A 25,114-nucleotide genomic window follows, 5' to 3' on the forward strand; every position below is an offset into this window, starting at 1 on the left:
TATCGTGGGGGCATCTAGGTAGTCCGGGGAACATCCGCATGGCGGTGGAAGCAGGGGCCAGTGAGCTGGTAAAAGTGGTCGCGCTGCTTGGCGCGGCGGTGGTGATGGTGCCGCTGTTCCGCCGGCTCGGGCTGGGTTCGGTGCTGGGGTACTTCGCCGCCGGTCTGGCGATCGGTCCGTTCGGGTTTGGCTGGTTCTCCGATCCGCAGGCGATCCTGCATACCGCCGAACTGGGCGTGGTGATGTTCCTGTTCGTGATCGGCCTGGAAATGCGGCCGTCGCACCTGTGGAGTCTGCGCAAGGAAATCTTCGGCTTGGGCACCCTGCAGATCGTGGTCTGCGGCGCGGTGCTCACCGGCGTCTGCATGCTGTTCGGCTTCCCGCTGCCGGTGGCGTTCATCGGTGCAGCCGGCTTCGTGCTGACCTCCACTGCGGTGGTGATGCAGTTGCTGGCCGAACGTGGAGACATCGCGCTGCCGTCGGGCCAGAAGATCGTGTCGATCCTGCTGTTCGAAGACCTGCTGATCGTGCCGTTGCTGGCCGTGGTCGCCTTGATGGCGCCGGTGCATGCCGAGGTGGGCGGTGCGTCGCGCTGGGTCAGCGTCGGCATCGCTGCCGGTGCCATCGTTGGCCTGGTGCTGGTAGGGCGGTTCCTGCTCAATCCGCTGTTCCGCATCCTGGCCGCCGCCAAGGCGCGCGAAGTCATGACCGCCGCCGCATTGCTGGTGGTGCTGGGCGCCGCGCTGCTGATGCAGCTGGGCGGATTGTCGATGGCGATGGGCGCGTTCCTGGCCGGCGTGCTGCTCAGCGAATCCACTTTCCGTCATCAGATCGAGGCGGACATCGAGCCGTTCCGCGGCATTCTGCTGGGCCTGTTCTTCCTCAGCGTGGGCATGGCGCTGGACCTGACCGTGGTGGCCAACAACTGGCCGCTGATCCTCTCCGGCGTGCTCGCCTTGATGCTGGCCAAGGCAGTGTGCATCTACACCGTGGCGCGCATCCTGGGCAGCGACCACCACCAGGCGCTGGATCGTGGCGTGGTGATGGCGCAGGGCGGCGAGTTCGCGTTCGTGCTGTTCTCGGCCGCCGCGGCTGCCGGCGTGATCGGCGTGGAGGTCAACGCCAACCTCACCGCGATCGTGGTGCTGTCGATGGCGCTCACCCCGTTGTTCGTGCTGCTGCACGACACGCTGATGCCGGCCCGTGCGGTGTCGCTGGACGGCGTGGAAGCGGCCGACGGCCTGTCCGGCAGCGTGCTGCTGATCGGCTTTGGCCGCTTCGGCCAGGTGGCCAGCCAGTCGCTGCTGGCGCGCGACGTGGACGTGACCATCATCGACAACGATGTGGACATGATCCACAACGCAGAGCGTTTCGGCTTCAAAATCTACTACGGCGACGGCACCCGCCTGGATGTGCTGCACGCCTCCGGCGCGGCCACCGCGCGTGCCATTGCGGTGTGCGTGAACAGTGCGCAGGACGCGGACCGCATCGTCGAGCTGGTGGCCCACCAGTTCCCGCAGGCCAAGCTGCTGGTGCGGTCGTTTGACCGTGAGCATTCGCTGCGGCTGATCCATGCCGGCGTGGACTTCCAGATCCGTGAGACCTTCGAATCGGCGCTGCTGTTCGGCCAGGCCGCGCTGGTCGAGCTGGGCGCGGAGGAAGATGACGCGCGCGACATCGCCGAGCAGATCCGTCAGCGCGACGCCGAGCGTTTCGAGCTGGAGATGGCCGGTGGCGACCTGCGCGCCGGCGCGCACATGGTGTTCGGTACCGCGCTGCCCGGCGTGCCCACGCCGACCCCGTTCACCGCGCCCAGGCGCAAGGCACGCACCCTCAATGCGGACGAGGTACCCGAAGAGGAATGACGCGCGATGCGTAGTGCCGGCCGATGGGCGACTTCCGGGACAATCGGTGGTGTTGCGGAGCCGGCCGGCGGCTGGGCGACGCGATCCGGGCAAATCAGGGACAATACGTTCCCCGCCGCCGCCATGCCCCCGCATTCGATGAACGATTCCGCCCCCCGCCATTCCGCCCGCATCCTGGACGGACGCCGCATCGCCGAAGACCTGCTGGACAGCCTGAAGGTGCGCGTGGACGCGCGCCTGGCCGCCGGCGGCAGCCGGCCCGGCCTGGCGGTGGTGCTGGTCGGGGGCGACCCGGCCTCGACCGTGTACGTGCGCAACAAGCGCCGGGCCGCCGAGAAGGTCGGCATCGAGGCGTTCGACTACGACCTGCCGGCCGGGACCACCGAAGCCCAGCTGCTGACCCTGATCGACCAGCTCAACGCCGATCCGAAGATCCACGGCATCCTGGTGCAGCTGCCGCTGCCGGGCATCCCCGATGCCAGCCGCCTGATCCACCGCATCGACCCGCGCAAGGACGTGGACGGTTTCCACCCGGAAAACGTCGGCCACCTGGCGCTGCGTGAATTCGGCCTGCGCCCGTGCACCCCGCGGGGCATCACGACGCTGCTGGGCCATACCGACCAGCCGGTGCGCGGCCGCAACGCCACCATCGTGGGCGTCAGCAACCACGTTGGCCGCCCGATGGGGCTGGAGCTGCTGATCGCCGGCTGCACCGTCACGAGTTGCCACAAGTTCACTCCCAAGGACGTGCTGGAGCAGTCCGTGCGCAATGCCGACATCCTGGTGGTGGCCGTGGGCCGCCCGGGCATCGTGCCAGGCGAGTGGGTCAAGCCGGGCGCAGTGGTCATCGACGTGGGCATCAACCGCCTGGACGACGGCCGCCTGGTCGGTGACGTCGGCTTCGAGGCCGCTGCCGAGCGCGCCAGCTGGATCACCCCGGTCCCGGGCGGCGTGGGGCCGATGACCGTCGCCACCCTGATGCAGAACACCATCGAGGCGGCAGAAGCCTTCTGATCCGGACGGCGGCACCGGTAGAGCCGGGCTCTGCCCGGCTGAGGGACCCCTGCAAACGGCGGCCGGACCCGCCCGGCACTACGTGAACGCTGTTCGCGGGCGCGACACAGCGTCGCATCCGCCCCCTGCCCATCGGGCCAGAATCAGGGTAAAATGTCGCGCTTCCCCACATCTCGGGTATGCCGATGCTGCGCATCCAGGCTGAAGCACTCACTTACGACGACGTCTCGCTCGTCCCCGCACACTCCACGATCCTGCCCAAGGATGTCAGCCTCGAAACGCGGCTGACCCGCGACCTGCGGCTGAAGCTCCCGATCCTCTCGGCAGCGATGGACACCGTCACCGAAGCCCGCCTCGCCATCGCGATGGCCCAGCTCGGCGGCATGGGGATCATCCACAAGAACCTGACCGTCGAACAGCAGGCCGCCGAAGTGGCCCAGGTCAAGAAGTTCGAGGCCGGCGTCATCCGCGACCCGATCACCGTCGGCCCGGAAACCACCATCCGCGACGTGCTGGCGCTGACCCAGGCGCGCAACATTTCCGGCGTGCCGGTGGTGGATGGCGGTGGCCAGCTGGTGGGTATCGTCACCCATCGCGACATGCGCTTCGAGACCGAGCTGGACGACCCGGTCCGCCACATCATGACCAAGAAGGATCGACTGATCACGGTCAAGGAAGGCGCCGCGTCGGACGAAGTGCTGCAGCTGCTGCACCGCAACCGCATCGAGAAGATCCTGGTGGTCAACGATGATTTCGCCCTGCGCGGGCTGATCACCGTCAAGGACATCCAGAAGAACACCGACTACCCCAACGCCGCCAAAGACACCGCGACCCGTCTGCTGGTCGGTGCCGCGGTCGGCGTCGGCGGCGATACCGATCGCCGTGTCGAAGCGCTGGTCGCCGCCGGCGTGGACGTGCTGGTGGTGGACACCGCGCACGGCCACTCGCAGGGCGTGCTGGACCGCGTGCGCTGGGTCAAGAAGAACTTCCCGAACGTACAGGTCGTCGGCGGCAACATCTGCACCGGCGAAGCCGCGCTGGCGCTGCTGGACAGCGGCGCTGACGCGGTCAAGGTCGGCATCGGCCCGGGCTCGATCTGCACCACGCGCGTGGTCGCCGGTGTCGGCGTGCCGCAGATCACTGCGATCGACCTGGTCGCCGAAGCGCTGCAGGACCGCATCCCGCTGATCGCCGATGGCGGCATCCGCTACTCGGGCGACATCGGCAAGGCACTGGCTGCCGGCGCCTCGACCATCATGATCGGCGGCCTGCTCGCCGGTACCGAGGAATCGCCCGGCGAGACCGAGCTGTTCCAGGGCCGCTCGTACAAGAGCTACCGCGGCATGGGCTCGCTGGCCGCGATGGAGAAGGGGTCCAAGGACCGTTACTTCCAGGACGCCTCCAGCGCCGACAAGCTGGTGCCGGAAGGCATCGAAGGCCGCGTGCCGTACCGCGGTCCGGTCGGCGGCATCATCCACCAGTTGATGGGTGGCCTGCGCGCCACGATGGGCTACGTGGGCTGCGGCACGGTCGAAGACATGCGCAGCAAGCCGAAGTTCGTCAAGATCAGCGGCGCCGGCCAGCGCGAGAGCCACGTCCACGACGTGCAGATCACCAAAGAGCCGCCGAACTACCGCGCCTGATGCGGTACGCGCAAAGAGGAACGAGGAAGCTGATTCCCGTTCCTCTTTCTCTATCCGCCGCCGGTACCACCGTTTCGTTTTCCGTACTCCCTCCTGCATTGCCCGGGCGCCATGACCAACATCCATAACGACAAGATCCTCATCCTCGATTTCGGCGCGCAGTACACCCAGCTGATCGCGCGCCGTATCCGCGAGCTCGGCGTGTACTGTGAAATCTGGGCGTGGGACCACAACCCGGCCGAGATCGCCGCGTTCGGTGCCAAGGGCATCATCCTGTCCGGTGGCCCGGAATCGACCACGCTGCCGGGCGCGCCCGCCGCACCGCAGGAAGTGTTCGACAGCGGCCTGCCGATCTTCGGCATCTGCTACGGCATGCAGACCCTCGCCGCGCAGCTCGGTGGCGCCACCGAAGCGGCCGACCAGCGCGAGTTCGGCCATGCCGAAGTCAACGTCGTGCACCCCGACGCGCTGTTCAAGGGCCTGAGCGACCACGGCGGCGAGCCGAAGTTGAACGTCTGGATGAGCCACGGCGACCACGTCTCCGTTGCGCCCCCGGGGTTCACCGTGACGGCCGTGACCGATCGCATCCCGGTGGCCGCGATGGCCAACGAAGAGAAGCGCTGGTACGGCGTGCAGTTCCACCCGGAAGTGACCCACACCCTGCAGGGCCAGGCGCTGCTGCGCCGCTTCGTGGTGGACGTGTGCGGCTGCCAGACCCTGTGGACCGCCGCCAACATCATCGACGACCAGATCGCCCGCGTGCGCGAACAGGTGGGCGACGATGAAGTGATCCTGGGCCTGTCCGGCGGCGTCGATTCGTCCGTCGTGGCCGCGCTGCTGCACAAGGCCATCGGCGACAAGCTGACCTGCGTCTTCGTCGATACCGGCCTGCTGCGCTGGCAGGAAGGCGACCAGGTGATGGCGATGTTCGCCGAGCACATGGGCGTCAAGGTGATCCGCGTCAACGCGGCGGACCGCTATTTCAGCAAGCTGGAAGGCGTGAGCGATCCGGAAGCCAAGCGCAAGATCATCGGCAACCTGTTCGTGGACATCTTCGATGAAGAGTCCAACAAGCTGAGCAATGCCAAGTGGCTGGCGCAGGGCACCATCTACCCGGACGTGATCGAGTCGGCCGGCAGCAAGACCGGCAAGGCCCACGTCATCAAGAGCCACCACAACGTGGGCGGCCTGCCCGAGCACATGAAGCTGGGTCTGGTCGAGCCGCTGCGCGAGCTGTTCAAGGACGAAGTGCGTCGCCTCGGCGTCGAGCTCGGCCTGCCGCGCAGCATGGTCTACCGCCACCCGTTCCCGGGCCCGGGTCTGGGCGTGCGCATTCTTGGCGAAGTGAAGCGCGAATACGCCGAACTGCTGGCCAAGGCCGATGCGATCTTCATCGACGAACTGCGCAAGGCCGACCTGTACGACAAGACCAGCCAGGCCTTCGCGGTGTTCCTGCCGGTGAAATCGGTGGGCGTGGTGGGCGATGCGCGTGCGTATGAGTGGGTGATCGCGCTGCGTGCGGTGGAGACCATCGATTTCATGACCGCGCACTGGGCGCACCTGCCGTATGACTTCCTGGGCACCGTGAGCAACCGCATCATCAATGAGCTGCGCGGGGTGTCGCGCGTGGTCTATGACATCTCCGGGAAGCCGCCAGCGACGATCGAGTGGGAATGAGTTGACTGACAAGGGCGCCGCGAGGCGCCCGCGCGCGGCGCAGCGCTGCCGCGTCTACCAGCGCGCCTCGAGTGTGCGGAACGGCTGCTGCAGGCGCACGCCGTTGGCGTCGTAATCGCTCACCGTGCGTCCATCCACGCGCACGTGGGTCGGGCGCGTGCGCGTTGGCCACCACACGCGCACGGCGGTATCGCCGCGCAGGCCGGTTCCGAGGGTGAGGCGCAGGGCACCGTCCCGCTGCTGCGCCTGCAGCTGCAGGGTGCCGTAGGCGGTCGGCAGGCGGTCGATGGCGAGCCCTTCCCCGGCCACCCAGGCCGGGGGCGTGCCAGGCAGCAGCGACAGCGCGTCGTCGTCCTCGCGCATCAGCATGCCGAACAGCGTGCGGCCGTACTCCGCGCCGATCCAGGTGTGTGGCATGTCGCCCAGGTAGCGTGGGAACCGCTGCCGTGAGTGCACCACTTCGGCCAGCACCTGCCATTCCAGCGGGCGGCGGTCGCGCAGCAGGCCCTGCAGCAGTTCCTCGGCGGCGGCGGGCTGGTCGAGGTGGACGTAGCTGAGCACGTTGCGGATTTCGTAGGGCGTGTAGGCGTACAGCGCGCCCGGCTGCGTGCGCTTGCGCACGTCATCGAGGTAGCGCGCGAAGGTGGTGCGCAACGCCGTGGGCGGCAGCACGTCCTGCGCGCCGGTCGGGTCCAGCGCGATCGACACGCCGGTGGGATCGCCATCGCCGAGGTCGGCCGAGGAGGGAATGAAGTCGATGCCTTTCCACGCCATCGTGGCGCGGATCGACGCAGCCAGCGCATCGTGCAGCGCGGTGTACTGGGCGCGGGCCCAGGCGGCGGTGTCGTGGTCGCCCAGCGATTCGGCCAGCCATGCGCCGTCGTGCCAGCCTTTCAGGCCCCAGTAGTCATCCCAGTAGCTGTGGGTGGGCGAGGGGTAGCCCTCATGGCTGATTGATGGTGCGAGGATGCCGGCGAAGCGTTCCGGCGCCGGCTGGCCTGCCATGTAGCCCGGCACCAGGGTGCGCTCGCGCAGTTCCTGCAGGAAGCGCAGCGCCGCCTTCACCTTGGGCAGATACGCGCGCACCGATTCAGGACCGCCATCGAGACGGGCGACATCGGCGACCAGTGCGACGTACTGGCCCTGGCTGTCGTACTCGATGTCCGAGCCGAAGCCCGTATTGACGCTGCCATCGGCGTTGAGGATCGGCGAGACCAGCCCGTTGGGGTGGACGCCGTGGTCGCTGTACCAGGCCAGGTAGTCGCGTGCGACCCCGGCCTCGCCCATGCGCAGCAGCACGGCCGAGGTCGCCATGCCGTCGCGGATGAAGGAGCGGTTGTAGTTGCGCGGCCCGGGCTGCATCGCAGGGCCGGTCTGGTTGATCAGCATGTAGGCGGCCTGCGCGCGCAGCATGTCCACCAGCGATGGATCGGGCAGGCGCAGTCCCACCTGGCCCAGGCGCGCCTGCCAGTCGGCGGCGGCGCGGTTGGCGAACATCCCGTAGGCGGCGTCCGGATCGCGCGGTGCATCACCCAGCGCTGGCGCGGGCGCCGGTGGCAGCGTGCCATCAGCGGCCGCAGCGGCGGTGCCGAGCGGAAAGGCGACCACCACCGAACGGCTGGCGCCCGGCGCGATCTGGATGCGGTAGGCCAGCGCGGCGGCGGCCAGGCCATCGGCATCCTGCGCCTGCTGCTGGGCAGGCAGGCGGCCGGTGGCGATGGCGGTGGTGATCTCGCTGCTGCCATCGACGCCGAACGGCGCGGCGCCTGCGGTATCGATGGCGGTCAGCGAGTGCAGCAGCGGGCGGCCGTTGACGCGCACCGCGCGGCCGTCGATCGCAATCGAGCGGATCGGCGACAGGCCACCGTTCTGCCACGGTGGGTTCATCTGCATCGGCCGTACCGCCAGCGTCAATGTGCCGTCGACCGGCGTGCTGCCGGTGTTGCGCAGACGATGCCGGACGAAGGTGACCGGTTGGCCATCGAGCGCGATCGCGAAGGCCTCGCTCTGCAGCTCCAGACCCGGCTGTGGCATCCAGCGCGCGGACGGCATCGGCTTCCAGCCGTCGCGCAGCGCATGTGTCACCGGCTTGTCCGCCGCACCGGCAGTGTGGCCGTCGGCGTTGCGCCAGATCGGCTGCACCAACGGCGCGCCCTTGAAGGCTTCGATGTTGCCGTACTCATCGAAGATCGATTTCTGCCGTCCGGCGTGCACGCCGACGGCGGTCCAATAGGTCTGCTGCCGGTGCAGCGAGGCTGGGAACAGGGCACGCTGCGCCCCGCTGGCGGCGATCTGGTAGCGCTTCATCGGGGTCATCACCGCGGCCGGGCCGAGCAGGCGGAGGCGATCCACGCCGGGTGCATCGCCCTCTACGGTGAGCCGCAGTGCGGTGGCCGCCAGTGGCGCTGTGCCGGCCAGCCAGCTCTGCACGCGGCTGCCGGCGTGGGGGTCCCGCGCGATCTCGTGCCACCGGCCCTGCGCATCGCGCGCGTCCAGGCGTGCCGCACCGTGCGCGCCGGCCCAGTCCACGGCCAGGCCGGTGGTCGACTCGGCGCGCGGCAGGGCGATCTCCAGCGCGTGCGTACCGGCCGCGCCTGCGGGCACGGCGACGGCACCACCGCCCTGCCATAAGGCGGCGGCCTCGTCGGGGGAGAGGCCGGCCACCCGCGCACTCGCGCGTGCATCGAGGGGCTCCAGCTCGAAGATCGACACGCCCCAGTCGGCGGTACGCTCGGGACTGGCCAGGCGCAGGTAACGTGCCGGACGGGGCGCGAAGTACAGCGTTTCGATGCCGCCCAGCGAATCGCGCATGGTGTAGGCAGGCTGCCACTGCGTGCCGTCCAGCGACGTCTGCAGGGTGTAGCCCTCGGGGTTTGAGACATCCCAGGTGAGTCGTGCGCCGCTCAGCGTGCTGGTCGCGCCGAGGTCCACCTGGAACCAGTGGCCCGGGCTGAAGGCGCCGCCGGTGACGGTCTTCGCGTCGCCATCGATGAGATGGGCCACCGCCATCGCCGGGACCTGCTGCGAGGAACTGCTGGCCTGCCACTGGCTGCGCGGCGGCAGGTCCTGGCCGATGGCGGTCGTGGCGAAGGCCAGGGCGGGAACCAGCAGCGCGCGCGCAATGCCGGCGGCGGGGTGGGGCAGATCGGTCCGGCGGGTGGTGGGCAGCCCCATCGATGCGCTCCTGGTTCCGCGACGCCCCGGCACTGGGGCAGGGTCACGCTAGCAGGGGCTGTAATCGTTTACATGACGCGTCGCAATATCCTCCTTCAGCGCCGGCTATGTGCCAGCCGGCTCGGCCTCCGCCAACGCCGGCCCGTAGCGCTGCTGCATCGCGTCGCGGTCCAGCACCACCTCGTAGGTCTGGTGGAAGACGGGCCCGTACAGCGAATGCTGCAGCGGAAACTGCACGGCGCGTGTGGTGACGTACTGGCGGATATCGGAAAGCTCCACGGGCGAGGCCAGCTGCCCGTACAACCGGTCGGCGGCCTGCTCGACGGTGTCGTAGAAGGTCAGGTCGTGTCGATGCACCGAGCGGCCTGCTTCAAACATCTCGGCCTTGGTGTAACGGTTGGCAAGGTAGTGGCAGATCATCGCGGTATCCACCACGGGAACCCCGTCGATCGGGAACCCGGCGTACACCGGCGAATTGGTCAGCACGCAGGCGGTGACGACGGCATCGTCGGGAATCGCGCAGCCCTTGTCGCGCAGGCATTGTCTGAATGCCTCCAGGTGCGCGACGACGGCGGTACGCTTGCGCTCGATCTGGGCGGTCGCACCAGCCACGGTGTCATGGTAGTTGGTGAACTGCAGCGCATCGTCGGGCCAGAGGATGCACTTGGCCTCGAGGATCAGGATGTTGCGCCCGATCACGGCCACGATGTCGATCTCCTCGCTGCGGCCGCCGGGCGGGGTAAACGTGACGGCACTGCCCAGCACCGTGGCGCAGCCGACGAGTGGGCACGCGGCAGCGGCCTCCTTCAGTTCCTTGCGGCAATACACCTCGAACGGCGTTCCGCGCCGGTCGAGTTGGAGGCCGCCCTGGCGCATCCATCCCTCCACAATGCGCAGCAGACGCGCCGACAGGATGCAGGGCAGCATGAGAACCACCGCATCGCCGATCCGGACCAGCGGCTGGCACCAGAGGTCGCGTGTGGGCGCGCCGTCGAACGTCAACGCGTCCAGCGCAAGCTGCGCCTGTGCCGGCGCGATGCCCAGCGAACGGGCCACACTGGGCACCAGGACCCGAAGGGGAATCGAGGGCGCGCAACGCGCCGTGTCGATCTCCCCGCGCATCCTGAGCAGCCCGTCATTCATCAGCGTCCCGACCGCCTGCAGGAAGCGCCAGGTATCGATCAACAGGGTGAGCGCAACGCCGTTGAAGCGGGGCAGCGGCTCATCCAGGAAGCCGCGGTAATAGCCAAGCTGCACGGCCAGTGCCTCGCCGAGCGCCGTGGCGGCCAGGTCAAGCACCCGTGCGCTGTTGCCGAGATCGATCCGCTCGATGCTGCCCACGCCATGCAGCTTCTTGGGCAGGATGATCCGGCTGAACTTCTCCCGCCGTGCCGCATCCAGTTCGCGCCACCACATCGCCATCTGCAGCCCGAACTGCAGCGACAGGTTGTTGCGGCGGTAGATCGACAGGATGCGCGCCGTCTCGCGCGCTGCATCGGACGGGCGGATGAACAGGCCGTCCCGCTCGGCGCTCACTCCATACGTGTTGCCCACGCAGTCGTGCCAGTACTCCACCGCGCACTGGTAGATGATGGCTTTGTTGATTTCGGTCGCCGTGGCCTCGAGGGTGTCCGCGCTGAAGGAGGTGTCACCCAGGGTATCGGCGCCGCGTGCCATCAGCTGGCGCAGCATGTGCCTGAGCCCATCGCCCATGCCGGTGATCAGCTCATCGGGTGCGAACAGTTCGCCGAGCACGGACGGGAGCTTCTGCTCCAGCAGGTCCGGAAGGTCGATGACCGGCGCACCGTTCCGACGCGTGCGGGTGCCTTCCATGTCGCGCTGCAGCTGGGCCAGGTTGCGGTTGCAGACCGCGACGGCCAGCTGGACGGCGGCGCCAGGGGAGACCTTGATGTCGTCCAGCGCGATCCAGGCGCGGAGCTGGCTGAGCAGCACATCGAAGAACAGCCCGGCCTGATGCACACGGGTATCGTCGTCATCGAACGCAGGCGTTGCCGCAGCCTCCCATGCCGCGCGGTCGAAGCCGCGCTGGCTGGGGCCGGCGCGTTTGCCGTAGCGGACATCATTGGCGAAGGTTCCCATCGTTGAACCGCTCCTTGTCGCAGGCGGTCATCGTGCCAGATGGGCGGCGGGATCAGGAACCGATCGCCTGCGCCCACCGCTTGACGCATCGTCAACCGCGCGCTGCGCCAACCTGACACGTCGCGGGTTCACGCGTACCGCCGCCGCGCGCAGACTTCTTCACGTTGCCGGCGCATCTCGCTGCCGGCGTAGCCGATCCGATGTGATCGATCCTGGGGAGCGTCATGATCAGCATTCCTGTGTCCGATACCGCCCACGCCCGCCTCCTGCGTGCATCACGCTGGCTGTGCGCCGTGGCCTACGTGGTGATCGTTGCCGTGTTCGCCTCCTCCGCCTTGGGCGGACACTTCCGGGCCCAGGCCATCCTCAAGGATGCGGTGACCGTGCAGGCGCCGGTCACGCTGGACTCCATCGACGAGAAGCGGCGCAAGGGGCGCGTCTCGCACACCTACCAGTTCCGTTATGCCTTCGATGTCGATGGCGTGCCGTACACCGGTCACTTCGCCACCAGCGAAGACAACGCCGCGCCTTACCTGGGCGATGCGCCGCAGGTCACGGTGGCCTACGCCCGCGCCGAGCCGGCGCGGTTCGAACGACTGGATCGGCTGCAGGCGCAGCAGGGACTTGGTTCGGTGCTGGGGCGCCTGGTGGGCGCGCTGCTGATGTTGGCCGGCCTCGCGTTCCTGGTGCACCTGCTGGTGACCCGCCGCCTGTTCGTACGCCACGCAACGCCGGCCGCGGCAGGTTGAGCCAGGGCCATGACTGCACGGGTTGACAGCCAATCCGGGCCGGGTAAGTTGGCCGACTCCTTCCTGCTCTGGTCACCCGCCATGCCCGCTCCGGAATTCGCGGACCTGTTGTCCCGTCACATGCGCCGGATCCGGGCCAGCGCCGGTGGCGTGGCCAGCGAGATCGGCATCAGCCGCGAGGCAGTGAACAACTGGCGCTCGGGCGCATCGTTGCCCAGCCGCCGCCACCGCGACCGCGTGCTGGCCTGCGCCAACTACCTCCGGTTGACCGAAGCGGAGAGCAACGGCCTGCTGCAGGCGGCGGGCTTCGAGCCGGAGTTTCCGGCGGAAGGGGCCAGCAGCGCGGACGCGGCGGCCATCGCGCTGCCTGCGGTGCAGATTCCCGCGACGGTGGTGGGACTGTTCGATCGCCTGCAACAACTGCGACCGTATCCGGTGGCCCTGCTGCTGACCCAGGCGCACTGGGGCCAGCCACCCGAACGCGCGGCGATGCTGGCCGAAGCGGCGGCACGCTACGGCAGCGGACGGGTGCTGCACCTGCAGCCACCGTTCCGCGCCGGTGAGGGCGACCAGGACTATTTCGCCTCGCTGGCCGCGCAATGCGGGCTGGAGGGCGTCAGCACGGATGCCGGTTTCGAGGCGGCGCTGGCGCAGCGCCTGCAGCAGCCCGGCGCGCTGTTCTGCCTGGTCAGCCGCTTCGAGCAGGGCGCCCCCGGCCCACGCGCCGTGCTGGCAGGCATCCTGCGCAGTCTGAGCGAAATGTACAGCGGCAAGCTGCACCTGCTGATCTGCGGCGGGGCGGCGCTGGCCGATCTCAAGTATCAGGGCGGCGACCTCTCGCTGCTCAACATCGCCGCCACCGAGACCTGGCCGGAGTTGAGCGTGGCCGATCTGCGCCGCGCCAGCGCCGCGCTGCCGGATACCGTGCTCGCCCGCGCGCTGCAGATCTCCGGTGGGCATCCGCTGTTGGCCCAGGCGGCCGTGGCGCTGCTGGCCGATTCCGCCGTGCCGCTCACGGATGCGGCGCTGGAAGAGCAGTTGTCGGGCCACCCGCGCCTGTGGGACGCGCTGCTGCCGTTGCTGCGTGATGGCGCGGCACGTGCGGCCATCGGCAGCTGGCTGCCGCGTGAGCAGATCGCGCCCGCGCGGCCGTACCTGGTGGACCCCCTGCTGCGCCAGCTGTACTGGCACAACCTGCTGACCCCGCGGGCGCAGGGGCAGGGCAGTTGGCTGGAGTGGCGCTGCGGGGCGATCCGCCGTGCCGGGCGGCAGGTGATCGATTCGCTGGAGGATGTGCCGGCATGAGCCTGCCCCGATGGCGGTTGTGGCGCCTGCTGCTGATAGCGGCGGGCACCTGGTTCCTGGTCAGCCTGCTGTTCGCGCCGTGGCTCAACCCCTGGGCGGCCTGGCGGATGCAGCGCGACCGCGACTCGCTGGTGCTCATCCAGCAGGCGAACATCGACATGATGTTCCTGCGCGAGGAGGCGCTGAGCTACTGGCGGGTGCACGAGCAGTGGCCCGCGCAGGTGAGCGTGCCGGGCGTGCATGATCCCGCCGAGGCGACCGTACGCGCGGAGCTGCCGGCGCCGTGGGTGCTGCGTTTCCGCTTCACCGACCGTTTCCCGGCGCGGTCCGGCCTGCCCGGGACGGTGATCGAACAGCGGCTGGACCCGAAGACGCAGCACTGGAGCTGCCAGCCGGGTAACCCGTCGCCCCCGACGCGGTGGCTGCCGCCGAACTGCCAAACCAGCGCGCCGTGGACGGTCGTGCACTGGCTGACACTGCTGCTTGGTCTGGCCCTGGCCGTTCTGCTGGCCGCTGCGGTGATCTGGTGGCGGCTGCGGCCTGCCGTCGCCACGATCGTGCGCGAGCCCCGCGCGCTGCTGTCCCAACCGCTGCAGCAGTTGCCCCGGCTGGACCGGCAACTGGGCTGGCTGCGCCTTCGCGGGCGGGTGCTCGGTGATGCCGGCGTGGCCGGCGTGCGCTGGCGGGAAGCGCTGCGCCATGTCGAGGCGGCAGCGGTACAGCGTGCCGCACAACTGGCCGCGCGGATCGGCGCTGTCGATGCCGCCGCACCCGGCTGGACGCTGCCCGGCGAGGTCCGGGAATGGACGCTGCCGGCCACCCTGCCGCTGGCGCTGGAGCGCCTGTGGCTGTATCTGCCCGACCCGGCGCTGTCCGGCGATGCGCTGGTACGGCAGTTGCGTGCGATGCCCAATGGACAGGACGTGGTGCTGGTGGTGAGCCCATCGCTGGCGGTGGAGCCGGCGCTGATGGCGTACGCCGACGATCCGGTGAACCTGTGCGTGTGCCTGGACCAGGCCGGGCAGACGCGCTGGCTGCTGCAACCGGCCGCGCTGGACGGGCTCGTGGCGCTGCTGGCCCGCCAACTGCAGGCGACGCGTATCTCGCCCTACCAGACCCACGGCGGCATCACCCGGCCGGCGGCGTTCTTCGGGCGCGAGGCGGTGCTGGCACGTGTGCTCAACCGCGAGCCGGGCAACTATCTGCTGGTGGGCGGTCGCCAACTTGGCAAGACCAGCCTGATGAAGGCGATCGAGCGCCGCTTCGTCGATCATCCCCGCGTGTCCTGCTGCTATCTGTCGCTGCGCGATCACCGTCTGACCGTGCGCTTGGCGCTGGAGCTGGGCCTGCCGGAGGCCACTGGCATCGACGCGCTGGTGGCGGCACTGACCGAACGCGCGGGAGGGCGGCGGGTGTTGCTGCTGATCGACGAGACCGACCTGTTCCTGCGTCACGAGGCGCAGGCGGGCTACCCGCAGCTGGCGGCGCTGCGCGCGCTGAGCGAGGAGGGGCGCTGCCATTTCATGCTGGCCGGCTTCTGGGACCTGTACGAAGCGGTCACGCTGGACTTCGCCTCGCCGCTGCGCAACTTCGGCGAGGTGATCCACCTGGGAGGATTGGAAGACGCCGCGTGCCAGGCGCTGGCCACTGTGCCGATGGCACGCCTGGGCGTTCATTTCGCCGAGCCGGATCTGCCGCGGCAACTCGTGGTCGCCTGCGGCCGGCGCGCCAATCTGGTGGCCATCGTCTGCCAGCAGCTGCTGGCCCAGCTGCAGCGTGGCCAGCGGCTGATCGACGCCGCCCAGCTGCATGCCGCACTCGCGGCGGAGCCGGTGTTCGATGCGCTGGCCGGCTGGGCGCGGTTGAGTCCGGACCCGCTGGCATGCCGGATCGACCGCATCGTGGTCTATCACCTCGCCAGTGCGCGTCTGTCCACAAGCGGTGTGCGGGCCACGTCATTGACGGCGTTGCTCGCGGTGTTCGACGCGGCCGGCGTGGGCGTGGACCCCGAACAACTGCGGCGGGCACTGGCGAGGCTGCAGCTGGCGTATGTGATCCGGCGCGACGACGATGGCGTGCAGTTCGTGTTCGCGGTCCCGTTGTTCGTCACCCAGTTCCAGCACGAGGAAGTGGCGGCATTGCTTCAACGGGAGCTGCAGGCCGTGGCAGGCGCTGGCGCGACGGGATGACGCGCCCCGTCGTGGCCGGAGACGCTGCAGTTGATTGCCGGCGGATGGGTGTAGCGCGCAGGTCGAGTGCGCGGCAGACAAGGTGGAGGAGGCGGCCGCGCGCCGCTGGCGGGCAGCCGGGCGCTGATCGGTCCTCACTCGCCCGGCGTTGCTGCCGAGGTGGCCGCCTGGCTGGCGGCGCGGCGCGCCAGCACCGCTTCGCGATGCGCGATGTAGGCATTGGCGGCGAGGATGATGCCGGCACCGATGACGGTGTAGCGGTCCAGCGTTTCGTTGAACAGCACCCAGCCGAACAGGCTCACCAGCGGCAGCTGCATGAAACTGATCGGGGTCAGCGCGGAAACCTCGCCCAGCCGCAGCGCCCGCGTCCACAGCAGTTGCCCGATGGTGCCCATCACGCCGGTGGCCGCCAGCCACAGCCAGGCCATGCCCGTCGGCCAGGTCCATACGAACAGCGCCGGCACCAGTGACAACGGCACCCAGAACACATACGTGTAGAACACCACCGTATCGGCACTGTCCACGCGCGTAAGCTGCTTGATCTGGATCGCCACCAGCGAACTGAGCACGGCTGCCGCCACCGCGACCAGCGTGCCGGGCGTGAAGCCCGCCGAGCCGGGGCGCACGATGATCAACACGCCGATGAAGCCGCAGATCACTGCGGCCCAGCGCCGTATCCGCACGGTCTCGCCCAGCCAAAGCACCGCCGCGATGGTCACAAACAGCGGTGTGGAGTAGGACAGCGAGATCGCCTGCGACATCGGCAGGTGGCCAATCGCCCAGAACCCGCACAGCATCGACGCCAGGCCGATCGCACTGCGCAGGAAGTAGCGCGGCAACTGCCGCGTCCGCAACGGCGACCGGCCCGGGCGCACCAGCATCGGCAACAGCGCCAGCAGGCCGAAAGCATTGCGGAAAAACGCCACTTCCTGGGTGGGCACGTAGCGGGTGGCATAGCGGATCGCCACGGCCATCAGCCCGAAGGCCAGCGTACTGCCGAGCATCAGCAGCGCCGCACGCGCGGGTGTGGGCGCGTGCAGGGCAACCGGCGGGCTCACCACTGGGCGCCGATCAGCCGGGGTTCGGGTTCGATGGGCACGCCGAAGGTCTCCAGCACCGAGGCGGAAATGCGCCGGGCCAGCGCCAGCAGCTGCTCGCCGCTGGCATTGCCGTAGTTGACCAGCACCAGCGCATGGCTGGGTGCCACGCCGGCGTCGCCGTCGCGGTAACCCTTCCAGCCGCAGGTCTCGATCATCCACGCGGCCGACACCTTGCGGCGGTCGTCCTGTTCGGCCGGGAACACCGGCAGTTCGGGGTAGTGCTGCAACAGCACGTCGACCTGCTCCAGCGGCAGCACCGGGTTCTTGAAGAAGCTGCCGGCGTTGCCGAGCACGTCCGGGTCGGGCAGTTTGCGGCGGCGGATGTTGATCACTGCGTTGGCCACATCGGCGGCCACCGGCAACTCCACGCCCATCGCCTGCATTTCCTCGCCGATGCCGGCGTAGCCGAGCCGCAGTTCGTGCAGCAGCGGCAGGCGCAGCTCGATCGCGGTGATCAGGTAACGGTCCGGTTCGTGCTTGAACACGCTGTCGCGGTAGCCGAACCGGCAGGCCTCGGCATCCAGCCGCACCCAGGTCTGTTCCACCCGGTCCCACGCGTCGACGGCCTGGATGAATTCACCCACCTGTGCACCATAGGCACCGATGTTCTGGATCGGGCTGGCGCCGGCGGTGCCGGGGATCAGCGCGAGGTTCTCCAGCCCCGACAGACCCTGCTGCAACGACCACATCACCAGGCCATGCCAGTTCACTCCGGCACCGGCACGGACCACGGTGTGGTCGGCACGGTGTTCGAGGATCTCGATGCTGCGGTTGCCGAACACCAGTACGGTGCCGGCCACGTCGCCGGCGATCAGCACGTTGCTGCCGCTGCCAAGGACCAGCAGCGGTTGCCGGGCCACCTGCGGCAGGCCCAGCACCTCCGGCAGCACGGCGGGTTCGACGACCTCCAGCAGCTGGGCGGCGACGGCGTCGACATGGAAGGTGTTCAGGGCCTTCAGGGAGGCGTTTTCAGTCAGGGTCCAGGCCGGCATCGATGCACTCGTCACAGGGGGGCCACCGCGCCGCGGCTGGGGGCTTCGCGGCGGCGACGGATCGCCTCCACGCACTCGTGCACCAGCTCCGGTCCACGGAAAATGAGGCCGCTGTAGCACTGCACCAGCGCCGCGCCGGCCGCCATCTTGGCGACTGCATCGGCACCGGACAGGATGCCGCCTACACCGATCAGCGGCATCGATTCTGGCAGGCGCGCGCGCAGGCGCCGCAGCACCAGCGTGGACTGGCCCAGCAGCGGGGCGCCGGACAGGCCGCCGGCTTCGGACGCGCGCGGGTCGCCGGCCACGGCACTGCGGTCGATGGTGGTGTTGGTGGCGATCACGCCGTCCACCTTGAGCTCGCCCAGCACGCGCGCGGCGGCGTCGATGTCGCGGTCGCTCAGGTCCGGGGCGACCTTGACCAGCATCGGCACCCGCTTGCCATGCCGCGCGGCCAGGCTTTCCTGGCTTTCGCGCAACTGCGAGATCAGCTGCCGCAGCGCGGTTTCCTCCTGCAGCTCGCGCAGGCCGGCCGTGTTGGGCGAGGAAATGTTGACGGTGATGTAGTCGGCCAACGGATACACCTTCTGCAGGCAGTGCTGGTAATCGTCGAACGCCTGCTCGTTGGGAGTGTCCTTGTTCTTGCCGATATTGATGCCGAGCAGCCCGTGGCGGCGCTGCGCGCGCTCGACGTTGCGTACCAGCGCGTCCACGCCAAGGTTGTTGAAGCCCATCCGGTTGATGATGGCCTGGTGCTTCGGCAGCCGGAACAGGCGCGGTTTCGGATTGCCGTCCTGCGCGCGCGGGGTGATGGTGCCGATCTCGACGAAGCCGAAGCCCAGCGCCAGCAGCGCGTCGATGTGCTCGCCGTTCTTGTCCAGGCCGGCCGCGAGGCCGACCGGGTTGGGGAACGTGAGGCCGAACGCGGGGGTCGGCATGGGCGCGGGGCGGCGGGCCAGCAGCGGACTGGTGCCGGTGCGGTAGGCCAGTTCCAGCGCGCTCAGGCCAAGGCCGTGGGCGCGTTCGGCGTCCAGGGAGAACAGGAAGGGGCGGGCAAGGGAGTACATGGGATCGTGTCAGTCCAGCGTGCCGATGAAGGCACGGGTTTGGTATTCAAAGGCGACCCGTCCATTCACCGCGTGGGCGTCGAACAGGCGTTGCAGGGCATCGAGCATCGGCGCATGGCGCGGGTGGCCGGCCGGCGGTGCATAGGAGGAGGACAGCAGGCGGCCGCGCAGGCCGTCCAGATCCAGCCATTGGGCGTTGGGCAGCCGCGCCATGCCGCGCAGACCGTCGCCGAACCAGGCGCGCATCGTGTCGTCGTCCTGGTAGCGCTCGGCCACGGCGGTGTAGTCGGTGCCGAATTCGAGCAGCAGTTGTTCGTAGCCGATCAGGAACGGCGAGCTGTCCAGCAGGCGCGAATTCCAGAACACCAGCGCCAGGCCGCCCGGGTGCAGGATGCGCGCCCATTCCTGGCGCACCGCGTCGGTATCGAACCAGTGAAACGCCTGCGCGGCGGCGACCAGGCCGACGCTGTCGCGGGCCAGGGTGGTGGCTTCGGCGGTGCCGTCCACCACTTTCAGGCGCAGGTAGTCCCGGCTCAGCCACTGCTCGGCGGCGGCGCGCATGGCGGCGTTGGGTTCCACCGCGATCACCGGATGGCCGGCAGCCAGGAACAGGCGCGTGGAGATGCCGGTGCCTGCGCCGATGTCGGCCACCAGCGTATCGGGCGACACGCCGATGTCCTGGTGCAGCCAGTCGAGCAGGGCGGGGGGGTAATCGGGGCGATAGCGGACGTAGTCGGCGACGCGGTTGCTGAAGCGTTCGGTGGAATCGGAATGGCTCATGGGCACCTCGTCATGGGAGAGCGACCGGCGGCGCCAGGCCGCCGAAGACCCGGGGCGCTGCCAGGGACGATGATAGGCGTTGCGCTGCCATCATCCCATCAGGACCTGGCCGCCATCGACAGTGAGCGTGTGGCCGGTGATCCAGCCCGCCAGCGGCGAGCACAGGAACAGCGCGGCCTGGGCGATCTCCTCCGGCCGGCCGAAGCGGCCGAACGGGATGCGCGCCAGGGTCTGGTCGTACAGGGCCCGATCCTGTTCGCGCCGCCGTGCCCACAGGCCGTCGGCGAACTCGATGGAACCCGGGGCGATGGCATTGACGCGGATCCGGCGCGGCGCCAGCCCCAGCGCCTGCGAGGTGGTGTAGTGCATCAGCGCGGCCTTGGCCGCTGCGTAAGGCGCGCCGCCGGGACGCGGCTGCTGCGCGGCGATCGACGCCAGATTGAGAATGCAGGCCTGCTCGGCGCGCTCCAGCCAGGGCAGCGCCAGCCCCGAGGTGCGCACGGCCGCCATCAGGTCGATGTTGAGGCTGGCCTTCCAGCCAGCCTCGTCGTCGCTCATGCCGTAGCCGGTCGCGTTGTTGACCAGCACATCGATGCCCCCCAGCGCATGGGCGGCGTCCTCCAGCCAGCGGCCGATGTCCTCCAGTCGCGACAGGTCGGCCACGCAGGCATGCAGGTCCAGACCGAGCGCCACGGCATCGGCCCGCACCGCGGCGAGCCCAGGCTCGCCCCGCGCGCAGACCGAGACGTGGGCGCCCGCCGCAGCGAACGCCAGCGCCATCGCCCGCCCGATGCCCTTGCTGCCCCCGGCGACCAGAACCCGGCGCCCGGTGTAATCCAGGCGCGGACCCTTCGGTTCACCGGCCGGTTCGCGGCTGGCGGCGGAGTCAATCACAGGTCGAACTTGATGCCCTGGGCCAGCGGCAGCGAATCGGAGTAGTTGATGGTGTTGGTCTGACGACGCATGTAGACCTTCCACGCATCCGACCCGGATTCGCGACCACCGCCGGTGTCCTTCTCGCCACCGAACGCACCGCCGATCTCCGCACCGGACGTGCCGATGTTGACGTTGGCAATGCCGCAGTCCGACCCGGCCGCCGACAGGAAGCGCTCGGCGGCCTTCAGGTTGGTGGTGAAGATCGACGAGGACAGGCCCTGCGGCACGCCGTTCTGCATGTCGATGGCCTCGTCCAGCGTGCTGTACTTCATCACGTACAGGATCGGTGCGAAGGTCTCGTGCTGCACGACCTCATCGCTGTTCTTCAGACCGGTGACGATTGCCGGCAGCACGAAGTTGCCTGCGCGGTCGATGCGGGTGCCGCCGGTTTCAACGGTGCCGCCGCTGGCCTTGGCCTTCTCGATGGACGCCAGGAACTGCTGCACGGCGCCGTCGCTGTTGAGCGGGCCCATCAGGTTGGCCGGGTCGGTCGGATCGCCGATCTTGCCCTCCACCTGCTTGTAGGCCTTGATCAGCGTGGCCAGCACGTCGTCATGGATGGATTCGTGCACGATCAGGCGGCGCGTGGTGGTGCAGCGCTGACCGGCAGTGCCGACCGCACCGAACACGATGCCGGGGATGGCCAGCTTCAGGTCGGCGGTTTCATCGAGGATGATCGCGTTGTTGCCGCCCAGTTCCAGCAGGCAGCGGCCCAGACGATGGGCAACCTTCTCGGCGACCGTGCGGCCGACCTGGGTCGAGCCGGTGAAGCTGATCAGCGGCACGCGCTTGTCGGCCACCATCTTCTCCGACAGCGCGGTGCCGACATCGTTGATCAGGAAGAACAGGTCCGGGAAGCCACCGTCGCGCAGCGCCGCGTTGCAGATGCGCATGGACGCGATGGCGGTCAGCGGGGTCTTGTTGGACGGCTTCCACAGGCAGATGTCGCCGCAGATGGTGGCCAGGAACGAATTCCACGCCCACACCGCGACCGGGAAGTTGAACGCGCTGATGATGCCGACCAGGCCGAGCGGCTGGTACTGCTCGTACATGCGGTGGCCGGGGCGTTCGGAATGCATGGTGTAGCCGTACAGCATGCGGCTCTGGCCCACGGCGAAGTCGGCGATGTCGATCATCTCCTGCACTTCACCGTCGCCTTCGGGCTTGCTCTTGCCCATTTCCAGGGCAACCAGCGACCCCAACGCGTCCTTGTGGGCGCGCAGCGCTTCACCGCACAGGCGCACGGCTTCGCCACGGCGCGGAGCCGGGGTGGTGCGCCAGATTTTGAAGGCTTCCTGGGCGCGCGCGATGATGGTTTCGTAGTCGGCGTCGGTGGTGGCGTACACCTGCGCGATCGCCTCGCCGGTGGTCGGGTTGACCGGGGTGATCACGCCGGCGTCGGTGGCGGTGGACCACTCGCCGTTGCCGAGGTAGGTGCCAGCGTTGGTCGCGTCGAGGCCGAGGGCCTTGAGCAGGTCAGAGGACATGCAAACTCCTGTTGCGAATCAAAAAGGGCGCAGCCGCTGGCAGGGTGGGGTGCGGCATGCAGAACCACCATTCTAACGTAGTGCCGCCTGCTGGCCGGTACCCCGGTGGGAGCCGGTAGAATAGGCGCCCAGCTCGCAAGCCCCCAGGAATCTGAATGAACGTTACCGTTGCGGAAGGTGTTGTCGTCGGGAACCGTCTCCCGTTCGTGCTGTTTGGCGGCCTGAACGTGCTCGAAGACCTCGACTCGACCCTGCACGCGGCCGAGCACTTCACCACGGTCACGTCCCGGCTCGGCATCCCGTACGTGTTCAAGGCGTCGTTCGACAAGGCCAACCGCTCCTCGATCAAGTCCTTCCGCGGCGTGGGCCTGGACGAAGGCCTGCGCATCTTCGAGGAGGTCAAGCGCCGCTTCGGCGTGCCGGTGATCACCGACGTCCATGAGGTTGCCCAGGCCGCGCCGGTGGCAGACGTGGTGGACGTGCTGCAGATCCCCGCGTTCCTGGCGCGCCAGACCGATCTGGTGGTGGCCATCGCGCAGACCGGCCGTGCGGTCAACATCAAGAAGCCGCAGTTCCTCAGCCCCACCCAGATCACCCACATCGTCTCCAAGATCCGCGAAGCGGGCAACGAGAAGATCATCCTGTGCGAGCGCGGTGCGCAGTTCGGCTACGACAACCTGGTCGTGGACATGCTCGGCTTCCGCGAGATGATCGAATCCACCGGTGGCCTGCCGGCCATCTTCGATGTCACCCACAGCCTGCAGCGCCGCGACGCCGGCAGCGAGGCGTCCGGTGGCCGTCGGCGCCAGGTGGCCGAACTGGCCCGGTCGGGCATGGCGCTGGGCCTGGCCGGCCTCTTCCTGGAAGCCCACCGCGACCCGGACCACGCCCGCTGCGACGGCCCCAGCGCGCTGCCGCTGGCCGCCCTGGAACCGTTCCTGACCCAGATCAAGGCCGTGGACGACCTGGTCAAGGGCTTCCCGGAACTGGACATCCGCTGACCCGCGCCCACCCGCAGCGTGGCGACGGCCTTGGTCCTGCCGCTGAATGTGGGTATCCTTCACGGCTGCACGCGCGCCATGCCGCGTGCAGCCTGCGGCATCGCGGCACGCCCGCACCGCACATGGCCCCGTAGCTCAGCTGGATAGAGCGTCCCCCTCCTAAGGGGAAGGTCGCCCGTTCGAATCGGGCCGGGGCCACCATTAATCAAGCACTTAGAAGAAGTGCCGCAGGGTGATGTTGCTCTATTTCGCCGCTTTTCGGACCTCATTTGGCACAGTTGGCACACCACATTTTCTGCTGGGCATGTCATGGACGAAGCAGCGCCGCTGGACCTTTACTGCTGCCTTACCTCGTTGAGTATTGGGTCCGAGCCTTTTGACTTGGGCAACGGACTGGCCCTACAGCCGGGCTACACGCACGTCATGTCGAACACGATGGTTGCAATCCGGCGTCCCGTTAAACCCGGTCAGCACCATCCAGGCCCTTGGGCAGCGACAGGACACGGGTTTGGCTTCGATTCCGAAGTAGCGTTGTATATCCCGGCTAGCTATAAGCGTCGCAACTCAGATTCAGGCGCGATTGCAATTCAGATAGCTGCGCTACTCAGATTGTGGGTTGATCCGCGCATCCGTTTGATCCTAGCATCCAATATTTCTCCCCAGAATATCGAGTGGTCACCCGAGAAGGGGCGGGCCCATGTCGCGAACGCGGTTGAGGTGCAGCCTTGGTATTTCCAGCTGCGCCCGGCTACCGAGCGCGATACGCGGCAAGACCTCGAATGGGTTCGGGAAAACTGGGAGGCGGCGCTAGATCTTGCAGAGAGCAGCGCGCCGTTCAGGCTGGCCGTCGACGCATTGGCCAATGCTCAGCTTATACACAGCTCAGCACTTGGGCTGGTGTCGATATGGGGCGCTTTGGAGGCGCTGTTCACTGGGTCAAACAGTGAACTTAGGTTCCGAGTGTCGGTCATGATAGCGGCGTACCTCAAGCCGCCTGGCCCGGAGCGAACCGCGCAGCACAAGAGGGTGTTGAAGCTCTATGACGCCCGCTCTGCTGCTGCGCATGGGTCTCCACAGCACTCATCCGACGATCTGCTTGCCTCCATCGAGCTGTTGCGCAAAGTGATCGTCAAGATTATTGAGGCCAGAAGAGTCCCAACAAAGGAAGAGCTTGAAGGGTTGCTCTTCGGATCCTGATAGCGACTCAGTAGCGGAGTTTTGCGACAGCGCCGTCATCGCCATCAGGCGTCAGATGCGCGTAGTATTTCTCGGTCGTCGCGTAGTCCGCATGCCCTGCTAGCAGCTGCACGCGGCGGAGTGGCACACCTGCAATTACCATGTGCGCGCAGAAGGTGTGTCGTAGACGGTGTAGGTGGCCACCGATCTCGGCCGCGGCTGCATCTTTTGCGAACCAGTCCGATACCGTGTCCTTGTGAACCCTCACGATAGGATCGGGCAGATGTCGAAGGGCCCACCGGGCGTAGCGGTTGAGGGGAACCTCCCGCCACTTGCCTGACTTTGTGCGGCCTTCGCCGCTCTCGTCCGGGTCGCTTTCCACCAGTAGTCTGCCGACCACGACAGAGCTCTTCTCGAGGCCGATGATCTCGCCCCGCCGTAGTCCGGTGTGGGCCATAAAGAGCCAAAGCGGCGCCCGACCAGGGTTCGCCCGATACAGCCGGCGCATCGCTGCCCGGTCATAGAACTTGACTGCCACGCTACGCACGCCGCGAGGTGCCTTGACGGAGGACAGCGGGTTCACGTCCAGCTCTTTCCATTCGACGCCGCGGTTGAACGCCGCCTTCAGCCGTCGAATCTCCTTCCCCACGGTTTCCTTTGCGGCCTTGTCATCCAGTAGGCGTGATCGCTTGTACTGCTCAACTTCCACGGCGCGAACGCTGTCGATGGGGCGGTGGCCAAAACGCTCGATGAAGCGCTTTACCTCGCTGCGGGCTTTCGTGATGGTGGTTGGGTGCTCTGCCTCGTACCAGTCCAGATACCATTCCAGATAGTCGCGGACCTTGGGCAGCCGAGCCAA

18 protein-coding genes and 1 tRNA gene are annotated in these 25,114 nt (G+C 68.2%); 10 read left to right on the plus strand and 9 right to left on the minus strand.

The window, feature by feature from the left end:
- The first annotated feature begins 38 nt into the window (after positions 1 to 38).
- From ACPEH8_RS02945 to guaA, 4 genes are all read left to right on the plus strand, one after another.
- Positions 39 to 1,865: a monovalent cation:proton antiporter-2 (CPA2) family protein gene (locus ACPEH8_RS02945; protein ID WP_017355613.1), complete on the plus strand. Its 1,827-nt coding sequence runs from the start codon at positions 39 to 41 to the stop codon at positions 1,863 to 1,865.
- 138 nt (positions 1,866 to 2,003) lie between these two features.
- On the plus strand, positions 2,004 to 2,879 hold the full coding sequence (gene folD, locus ACPEH8_RS02950) for a bifunctional methylenetetrahydrofolate dehydrogenase/methenyltetrahydrofolate cyclohydrolase FolD (protein WP_017355614.1): 876 nt from the start codon (positions 2,004 to 2,006) through the stop codon (positions 2,877 to 2,879).
- Positions 2,880 to 3,064: 185 nt separating this feature from the next.
- On the plus strand, positions 3,065 to 4,522 hold the full coding sequence (guaB, locus tag ACPEH8_RS02955; RefSeq protein ID WP_136003821.1) for an IMP dehydrogenase: 1,458 nt from the start codon (positions 3,065 to 3,067) through the stop codon (positions 4,520 to 4,522).
- Between the two features lie 111 nt (positions 4,523 to 4,633).
- Positions 4,634 to 6,199 carry a glutamine-hydrolyzing GMP synthase gene (guaA, locus tag ACPEH8_RS02960; RefSeq protein ID WP_017355616.1) on the plus strand — a complete coding sequence of 522 codons (1,566 nt, stop codon included), beginning with the start codon at positions 4,634 to 4,636 and terminating at the stop codon, positions 6,197 to 6,199.
- A gap of 54 nt (positions 6,200 to 6,253) precedes the next feature.
- Here the strand turns inward: guaA and ACPEH8_RS02965 are convergent, their stop codons facing one another.
- Together ACPEH8_RS02965 and ACPEH8_RS02970 are read right to left on the minus strand one after the other, a co-directional pair.
- Positions 6,254 to 9,373 carry a discoidin domain-containing protein gene (locus ACPEH8_RS02965; RefSeq protein ID WP_423665959.1) on the minus strand — a complete coding sequence of 1,040 codons (3,120 nt, stop codon included), beginning with the start codon at positions 9,371 to 9,373 and terminating at the stop codon, positions 6,254 to 6,256.
- Between the two features lie 105 nt (positions 9,374 to 9,478).
- Positions 9,479 to 11,473 carry a hypothetical protein gene (locus ACPEH8_RS02970; protein ID WP_423665961.1) on the minus strand — a complete coding sequence of 665 codons (1,995 nt, stop codon included), beginning with the start codon at positions 11,471 to 11,473 and terminating at the stop codon, positions 9,479 to 9,481.
- 224 nt (positions 11,474 to 11,697) lie between these two features.
- Here ACPEH8_RS02970 and ACPEH8_RS02975 point away from each other — a divergent pair, with 224 nt between their 5' ends.
- Genes ACPEH8_RS02975 through ACPEH8_RS02985 form a run of 3 tightly spaced genes read left to right on the plus strand, consistent with a single transcriptional unit; the run spans position 11,698 to position 15,716 of the window.
- Positions 11,698 to 12,222, plus strand: coding sequence for a hypothetical protein (locus ACPEH8_RS02975; protein ID WP_423665963.1), 525 nt, complete (start codon positions 11,698 to 11,700; stop codon positions 12,220 to 12,222).
- Positions 12,223 to 12,231: 9 nt separating this feature from the next.
- Complete coding sequence (locus ACPEH8_RS02980) at positions 12,232 to 13,527, plus strand: hypothetical protein (RefSeq protein WP_423665965.1); 1,296 nt, start codon at positions 12,232 to 12,234, stop codon at positions 13,525 to 13,527.
- Positions 13,524 to 15,716, plus strand: coding sequence for a hypothetical protein (locus tag ACPEH8_RS02985; protein WP_423665967.1), 2,193 nt, complete (start codon positions 13,524 to 13,526; stop codon positions 15,714 to 15,716). Before ACPEH8_RS02980 ends, ACPEH8_RS02985 begins: the two co-directional genes overlap by 4 nt.
- 134 nt (positions 15,717 to 15,850) lie before the next feature.
- Here ACPEH8_RS02985 and ACPEH8_RS02990 read toward each other — a convergent pair whose 3' ends face one another.
- From ACPEH8_RS02990 to ACPEH8_RS03015, 6 genes are all read right to left on the minus strand, one after another.
- A complete protein-coding gene (locus ACPEH8_RS02990; protein WP_136004147.1) occupies positions 15,851 to 16,720 on the minus strand; it encodes a DMT family transporter in 870 nt (289 codons plus the stop codon).
- A gap of 50 nt (positions 16,721 to 16,770) precedes the next feature.
- Positions 16,771 to 17,823 carry a UDP-N-acetylmuramate dehydrogenase gene (murB, locus tag ACPEH8_RS02995; RefSeq protein ID WP_026071023.1) on the minus strand — a complete coding sequence of 351 codons (1,053 nt, stop codon included), beginning with the start codon at positions 17,821 to 17,823 and terminating at the stop codon, positions 16,771 to 16,773.
- Complete coding sequence (locus ACPEH8_RS03000) at positions 17,820 to 18,875, minus strand: quinone-dependent dihydroorotate dehydrogenase (RefSeq protein ID WP_017357562.1); 1,056 nt, start codon at positions 18,873 to 18,875, stop codon at positions 17,820 to 17,822. The genes murB and ACPEH8_RS03000 overlap by 4 nt, the downstream gene beginning before the upstream one ends.
- A 9-nt stretch (positions 18,876 to 18,884) precedes the next feature.
- Positions 18,885 to 19,655 (minus strand): class I SAM-dependent methyltransferase, encoded by a 771-nt coding sequence (locus ACPEH8_RS03005; RefSeq protein WP_423665969.1) that lies wholly within the window; start codon positions 19,653 to 19,655, stop codon positions 18,885 to 18,887.
- 90 nt (positions 19,656 to 19,745) lie between these two features.
- On the minus strand, positions 19,746 to 20,546 hold the full coding sequence (locus ACPEH8_RS03010; RefSeq protein ID WP_423666152.1) for an SDR family NAD(P)-dependent oxidoreductase: 801 nt from the start codon (positions 20,544 to 20,546) through the stop codon (positions 19,746 to 19,748).
- Positions 20,546 to 22,078: an aldehyde dehydrogenase family protein gene (locus ACPEH8_RS03015; protein WP_423665971.1), complete on the minus strand. Its 1,533-nt coding sequence runs from the start codon at positions 22,076 to 22,078 to the stop codon at positions 20,546 to 20,548. The genes ACPEH8_RS03010 and ACPEH8_RS03015 overlap by 1 nt, the downstream gene beginning before the upstream one ends.
- 155 nt (positions 22,079 to 22,233) lie before the next feature.
- Here ACPEH8_RS03015 and kdsA point away from each other — a divergent pair, with 155 nt between their 5' ends.
- The 3 genes from kdsA (at position 22,234) to ACPEH8_RS03030 (ending at position 24,276) form a co-directional block, all read left to right on the plus strand.
- The gene (gene kdsA, locus ACPEH8_RS03020) at positions 22,234 to 23,079 is read left to right on the plus strand and encodes a 3-deoxy-8-phosphooctulonate synthase (protein ID WP_026071017.1); all 846 of its coding nucleotides are present in this window, start codon (positions 22,234 to 22,236) and stop codon (positions 23,077 to 23,079) included.
- 124 nt (positions 23,080 to 23,203) lie between these two features.
- Positions 23,204 to 23,280 (plus strand) — tRNA-Arg (locus ACPEH8_RS03025).
- Positions 23,281 to 23,301: 21 nt separating this feature from the next.
- Positions 23,302 to 24,276 carry a hypothetical protein gene (locus ACPEH8_RS03030; RefSeq protein WP_423665973.1) on the plus strand — a complete coding sequence of 325 codons (975 nt, stop codon included), beginning with the start codon at positions 23,302 to 23,304 and terminating at the stop codon, positions 24,274 to 24,276.
- 7 nt (positions 24,277 to 24,283) lie between these two features.
- On the opposite strand, the gene ACPEH8_RS03035 is transcribed toward ACPEH8_RS03030, so the two are convergent.
- Positions 24,284 to 25,114 carry a tyrosine-type recombinase/integrase gene (locus ACPEH8_RS03035; protein ID WP_423665975.1) on the minus strand — a complete coding sequence of 277 codons (831 nt, stop codon included), beginning with the start codon at positions 25,112 to 25,114 and terminating at the stop codon, positions 24,284 to 24,286.

Source organism: Stenotrophomonas sp. NPDC077461, from assembly GCF_049545475.1.
Classification (GTDB): Bacteria; Pseudomonadota; Gammaproteobacteria; order Xanthomonadales; family Xanthomonadaceae; genus Stenotrophomonas; species Stenotrophomonas nematodicola.

Coding starts and splice junctions, on each gene's coding strand:
- ACPEH8_RS02945 (WP_017355613.1), top strand. CDS start 39: ATGGCGGTGGAAGCAGGGGCCAGTGAGCTGGTAAAAGTGGTCGCGCTG.
- folD (WP_017355614.1), top strand. CDS start 2,004: ATGAACGATTCCGCCCCCCGCCATTCCGCCCGCATCCTGGACGGACGC.
- guaB (WP_136003821.1), top strand. CDS start 3,065: ATGCTGCGCATCCAGGCTGAAGCACTCACTTACGACGACGTCTCGCTC.
- guaA (WP_017355616.1), top strand. CDS start 4,634: ATGACCAACATCCATAACGACAAGATCCTCATCCTCGATTTCGGCGCG.
- ACPEH8_RS02965 (WP_423665959.1), bottom strand. CDS start 9,373: ATGGGGCTGCCCACCACCCGCCGGACCGATCTGCCCCACCCCGCCGCC.
- ACPEH8_RS02970 (WP_423665961.1), bottom strand. CDS start 11,473: ATGGGAACCTTCGCCAATGATGTCCGCTACGGCAAACGCGCCGGCCCC.
- ACPEH8_RS02975 (WP_423665963.1), top strand. CDS start 11,698: ATGATCAGCATTCCTGTGTCCGATACCGCCCACGCCCGCCTCCTGCGT.
- ACPEH8_RS02980 (WP_423665965.1), top strand. CDS start 12,232: ATGACTGCACGGGTTGACAGCCAATCCGGGCCGGGTAAGTTGGCCGAC.
- ACPEH8_RS02985 (WP_423665967.1), top strand. CDS start 13,524: ATGAGCCTGCCCCGATGGCGGTTGTGGCGCCTGCTGCTGATAGCGGCG.
- ACPEH8_RS02990 (WP_136004147.1), bottom strand. CDS start 16,720: ATGCTCGGCAGTACGCTGGCCTTCGGGCTGATGGCCGTGGCGATCCGC.
- ACPEH8_RS03000 (WP_017357562.1), bottom strand. CDS start 18,875: ATGTACTCCCTTGCCCGCCCCTTCCTGTTCTCCCTGGACGCCGAACGC.
- ACPEH8_RS03005 (WP_423665969.1), bottom strand. CDS start 19,655: ATGAGCCATTCCGATTCCACCGAACGCTTCAGCAACCGCGTCGCCGAC.
- ACPEH8_RS03015 (WP_423665971.1), bottom strand. CDS start 22,078: ATGTCCTCTGACCTGCTCAAGGCCCTCGGCCTCGACGCGACCAACGCT.
- kdsA (WP_026071017.1), top strand. CDS start 22,234: ATGAACGTTACCGTTGCGGAAGGTGTTGTCGTCGGGAACCGTCTCCCG.